Here is a 4,457-nt window from a genome sequence, read left to right on the forward strand (position 1 = left end):
CGGGCGGGCGACCCGGGGGGCCTGCACATCCGCGACCGGGTGGCAGGCCGTCGCCCGGCGGCCGCCCCGCGCGACGATGTCCGCCCAGGCCGCCGGAAAGTGCTCCTTCGCCAGCTCCTGGACGTACGGTCCGGGCTCGGCACCCTCGGGCGGCCGGCCGTAGATGGCGTACGCGAGCAGGCGGTTGCTCGCCCCGGTGCTGCCGTCGCCGTCCTGCGGGCCGCCGGGGATCAGATAGAAGATGCCGTGCCCGCCGGGGAATCCCAGGGTCACCCACGCGCCGCGCAGGAGGTCCAGCTCCCGCGGGTGCCCGGCCAGCGCGCCGAGCGGGATCGCGCCACGCCACACCATGTACGGGGCCGGCTCCGGCCGAAGCCCGGGTGCGAGCAGCTGCCGGGTGGCCGAGGCGTGTCCGTCGGCGCCCACGACCACGTCGTACGCCTCCTCGCCCCGCGTGGAGGCGATCACCGCCAGCCCCGCCGACTCGTGCCGGACCGAGGCCACCGGCTGCCCCCGGAGGTAGCGCACGCCTCCGGCGCTCGCGCGCAACGACCGCCACAGCAGGCCCCAGTTGCACGGGGTCACGGGGGAGGCCTGGCGGGCCAGTTCACGCGCGGACCGCCCGCCCGGCTCCCGCGTCAGCCAGACCCGCGTCCCGACGGGAGCCGTCGGCATGTCCGTGTCCAGATAGCCGGACCCGACCAGTTCCTCGTGGAGCGGCGGCGGGATCACGATGCCGAACCCCCGGTCCTGGAGTTCGGCGGCGCTCCGTTCGTACACGGTGACGTCCGCGCCGGCCCGCGAGCCCGCGACGGCCGCCGCGCACCCCGCGATGCTGCCGCCGATCACCCCGATGCGTAACGCTGCTGCCACGTCCCCGGCCCTCTCGTTCGTCGCTCCGGCGTTCCGCGCGGTGCGCGGTGCCGTGGTCATCGTTCCATCGCCCGGTCCGGCCCCCGGCGGACGGAGGCCGCACACACGGAAGGTCCGGCCGGACAGTCCCCGCTGTCCGGCCGGACCTCGTTCTCCCGCAGGAGCCCTATCAGTCCCGCGCGTTGCGGGTGCGGCGCATCAGCACCGCACCGCCGAGCAGGAGCGCGGCGCTCGCGCCGGCGGCCAGGCCCAGGTCGGCGGCGCCGGTGTCGGCCAGGTGCGCGCCCGGGGTGTTGGACCCCGGCGTGCCGGACCCGGGAGTGCCCGAACCGGGCGTGTCGGTACCGGGGGTGTCGGTCGGCGGCTCGTTGACGGGCGGCTCGTCTACCGGGGGCTCGTCCACCGGGGGCTCGTCGACCGGGGGCTCGTCGACCGGCGGCTGGTCCACGGGCGGCTCGTCCACGGGCGGCTCGTCGACCGGGGGCTCGTCCACGGGCGGCTCGTCCACCGGCGGCTCGTCCACGGGCGGCTCGTCGACCGGGGGCTCGTCCACGGGCGGCTCGTCCACCGGCGGCTCATCGACGGGCGGCTCGTCCACCGGAGGCTTGACCGGCGGGTGTTCGTGCTTCGGGCCGTCGTCGTTCACGCACTTGTTGCCGAAAGCCGGGTTCAGCAGAGCGATCACATTGACGGTGTTGCCGCACACATTGACCGGGACGTGCACCGGCACCTGCACGGCGTTGCCCGAGCCGACCCCCGGCGAACCGACGGCCGCGCCGTCGGCCGACGCGTCGGCGTGCGCGGTGCCGCCCACCGCCGCCAGGAGGCCCGAGGCGGCCGCCATGACGATCAAGCTTTTGTTCAAGACCTGTCGCATTACTTGCCCTTTCTGAGGACATTCGCGAGGACATCGCGTGGGTGCTTCGCGCGCGGACAACGGGCAGCCATCGGGCGGAGCCGCTGCACAGCCGGATCCGGCGGGAAGCCATGGTGAAAGTGGTGAAGACGTGCGCGCTGGACGACTGCCATAACGACACAGACCTCACGCGGGAAACTTGGAGTTGCGTGGAAATTGTGTAATCACCCGAACGGGTGGTGTCGCCGCATCCCCTCCATCCCGGTTCACAGAACAAGAAAAACGATTCGCCCTCAACTGCGCTGTTCCTCACCGGTGTTGACCGCGTCCGGGTATCCGTCACGGTCGCGGCGCGGCGTCAGGGGCGCCGGTGCTCGCCCACTCGTTCGGGCGAAATGGGCCGGAGGGGCCTGTGCAATTTCTTCACGAACAGGCTGCCGTACGAATTCGCCGTGCGAAGCCCTACGAAGAGGAGGTGGGATCCCTTCGTGTCCGGCATTCGGGTGAATGGGCGGAACCTAACGTCGCGTGGTGAGTTGACCAGGGGGCTCCGCCGCGGGGCAACCAGTACGAGAAGGGTTAATCGTGATCAAGAAGGTTCTGGCTACGGGCGCTGTCGCCGCCTCCATCCTCGGTCTCGGTGCGACGCAGGCCATGGCCATCGCCAACGACGGCGGCACGACCTCGGTCAACGGCAACGGTGCCTCGCAGTCGTACGGCAACTCCGAGACCCACGGTGACTGGAGCCCGCAGTTCGCGCTCGTCCAGGGCTCGCTGAACAAGCCCTGCATCGCCCTCCCGGCCAAGGCGAACGTCGGTTCGCTCATCGGCCTCGTGCCGGTCGCGGTCCAGGACATCAACGTCCTGTCGTCCCCGCAGAACCAGCAGTGCACCGAGAACTCCACCCAGGCCAAGGGTGACGAGGCTCTGTCGCACATCCTGGAGGACATCCCGATCCTCTCCGGCAACGGCGTCGGCAACAACTGACCCGCAGCCGCCCTACTCGGGCCCGGGCCCTCGGCGTTCCTCCACCGAGCGGCCCGGGCCCGTCGCTTTCCCGGGACGTGACTGCGGCATTCGGGCGGATATCCGGAAATCCGCTCGGCAGACAGTTCCGATTCCGGGCGTTCATCGTTACGTAGGACAGCGCAGGAGTCGTGAGCGATTCAGTATCCGGCTCGGGCGGGGCACGACAGTCGTGACCGCACCGGACTCCGCCGAGGAAAGGGAAGAAACGTGAAGTTCACCAAGGTTGCCGCCGTCGCCGCCGGTACGTTCATGGCGATGGGCGTCGCCGCGCCGGCCATGGCCGACTCGGGCGCCGAGGCCATTGCCGCCCACTCCCCGGGCGTGCTGTCGGGCAACATCCTGCAGGCCCCGATCCACATTCCCGTCAACGTCTGCGGTAACACCGTCAACGTGATCGGCGCGCTGAACCCGGCGTTCGGCAACACCTGCATCAACAAGTAACTCCCAGCGGTTCGTTGGGCCCCGGACGGCACATGCCGTCCGGGGCCTTTTCGCTGCACGAGTGATTCGTGAAGGGCGCCGGAGAAATTCCGTCCCCCACAGTTTCCCGGAAGCGGCCTGATCGTTGATCAGGAAGAAAGCGGCAGAAGTCACAGGTAAAGAAAGCTTGTGTGCGGCACGGAGACGTGACCGATGCAGACGCCGCGCAGAAGGGAACCAGAAAAGTGAAGTACGCGAAGACCGCCGCCCTCGTTGTCGGTTCCGTGGCTGCCCTCGGATCGGCCGCTCCCGCCTTCGCGGCTCCCACGCCCACGGCCCCCAACTTCAGCCTCGACAGCGGCCTCAACCAGGTGATGGCCAGTGCCCCGCAGGTCGTCGACCCGCTGGTGGACACGGCCGCCGAGACCACCGAGACGCTCTCGGAGGACGGCACGGTCGGCAAGCTGGCGGGCCAGGCAACCGGTGCGGCCGAGGGCGCCGCCCCGCTGCTCGGCGGTGTTCCCCTCGGCGGCTGACCGCCGCATCACGACCATCCCCCCGGGCTTCTCCGCCTGATACGCATCACTTTCCAGAAGGGCTCTTCCATGTTCAAGAAGTTCATGTCCTCGGCGGCCGTCGCCGTCTCCATCGTCGGTGTCTCCGCCGCGGCCGCCCCGTCCGCCATGGCCATCGCGAACGACGGCGGAACCACCACGGTCAACGGCAACGGTGCCTCCCAGGCGTACGGCAACTCCGAGACCCACGGCGACTGGAGCCCGCAGTTCGCGCTCATCCAGGGCTCGCTGAACAAGCCCTGCATCGCCCTCCCGGCCAAGGCGAACGTCGGCTCGCTGCTCGGTGTCGTGCCGATCTCCGTCCAGGACATNTCCTGAACGACATCCCGATCCTCTCGGGCAACGGCGCCGGCAACAACTGAGACCGCGTGACCCCGGTCCGCTCCCGGTGACCACCTGGGGCCGGTCCATCCGTACGGCGACCGTTCTTCGCCGGACCGGACGGGCCGGCCCCTCGCCGTGTGCCGAGTCCTGTGCCGGTGTCTCCCGTCGGGTCAACCGGTTGGGCCGGATGCCGTAACCCGGGCTGACGGTCCGGGCCGGGCCGGGTAGGGCATCGGCATGGATCCGTACGACAGTCAGACCTCACAGAGCGCCGAGCGGTGGCCCGCGCCGGGCGGCGGCACACCGATCTACGACCGGCTCGTCGCCGAATGGCAGGCGGCAGGCGGCGACCACCCCCTGGCGGAACCGCAGCCCGCCCC

Annotated in this window: 5 protein-coding genes and 1 pseudogene; 4 read left to right on the forward strand and 2 right to left on the reverse strand. The window is 70.6% G+C overall.

Annotated features, from left to right (window positions below; translation table 11 throughout):
* Together D3105_RS32760 and D3105_RS32765 are read right to left on the reverse strand one after the other, a co-directional pair.
* A partial coding sequence (locus D3105_RS32760) for a monooxygenase (protein WP_240647108.1) occupies nt 1–849 on the reverse strand: 849 nt, incomplete at its 3' end.
* A 193-nt stretch (nt 850–1,042) separates the two neighbouring features.
* The gene (locus tag D3105_RS32765) at nt 1,043–1,750 is read right to left on the reverse strand and encodes a chaplin (protein ID WP_118906468.1); all 708 of its coding nucleotides are present in this window, start codon (nt 1,748–1,750) and stop codon (nt 1,043–1,045) included.
* Nucleotides 1,751–2,314: 564 nt separating this feature from the next.
* Here D3105_RS32765 and D3105_RS32770 point away from each other — a divergent pair.
* The 4 genes and pseudogenes from D3105_RS32770 to D3105_RS32785 all read left to right on the forward strand — a co-directional run bounded on the left by D3105_RS32770 (nt 2,315) and on the right by D3105_RS32785 (nt 4,115).
* The gene (locus D3105_RS32770; protein WP_006128514.1) at nt 2,315–2,716 is read left to right on the forward strand and encodes a rodlin; all 402 of its coding nucleotides are present in this window, start codon (nt 2,315–2,317) and stop codon (nt 2,714–2,716) included.
* Between the two features lie 249 nt (nt 2,717–2,965).
* Nucleotides 2,966–3,199, forward strand: coding sequence for a chaplin (locus tag D3105_RS32775; RefSeq protein WP_006128515.1), 234 nt, complete (start codon nt 2,966–2,968; stop codon nt 3,197–3,199).
* A gap of 224 nt (nt 3,200–3,423) precedes the next feature.
* The gene (locus D3105_RS32780; RefSeq protein ID WP_165891130.1) at nt 3,424–3,714 is read left to right on the forward strand and encodes a hypothetical protein; all 291 of its coding nucleotides are present in this window, start codon (nt 3,424–3,426) and stop codon (nt 3,712–3,714) included.
* A gap of 69 nt (nt 3,715–3,783) precedes the next feature.
* Nucleotides 3,784–4,115, forward strand: a pseudogene (locus tag D3105_RS32785) (rodlin).
* Nucleotides 4,116–4,457: the final 342 nt, after the last annotated feature.

The organism is Streptomyces globisporus (assembly GCF_003501885.1).
GTDB lineage: Bacteria > Actinomycetota > Actinomycetes > Streptomycetales > Streptomycetaceae > Streptomyces > Streptomyces globisporus_D.

What these genes read in the sequence shown, in the direction of transcription:
- D3105_RS32765 (WP_118906468.1), bottom strand. Translation starts at nt 1,750, where the DNA reads ATGCGACAGGTCTTGAACAAAAGCTTGATCGTCATGGCGGCCGCCTCG.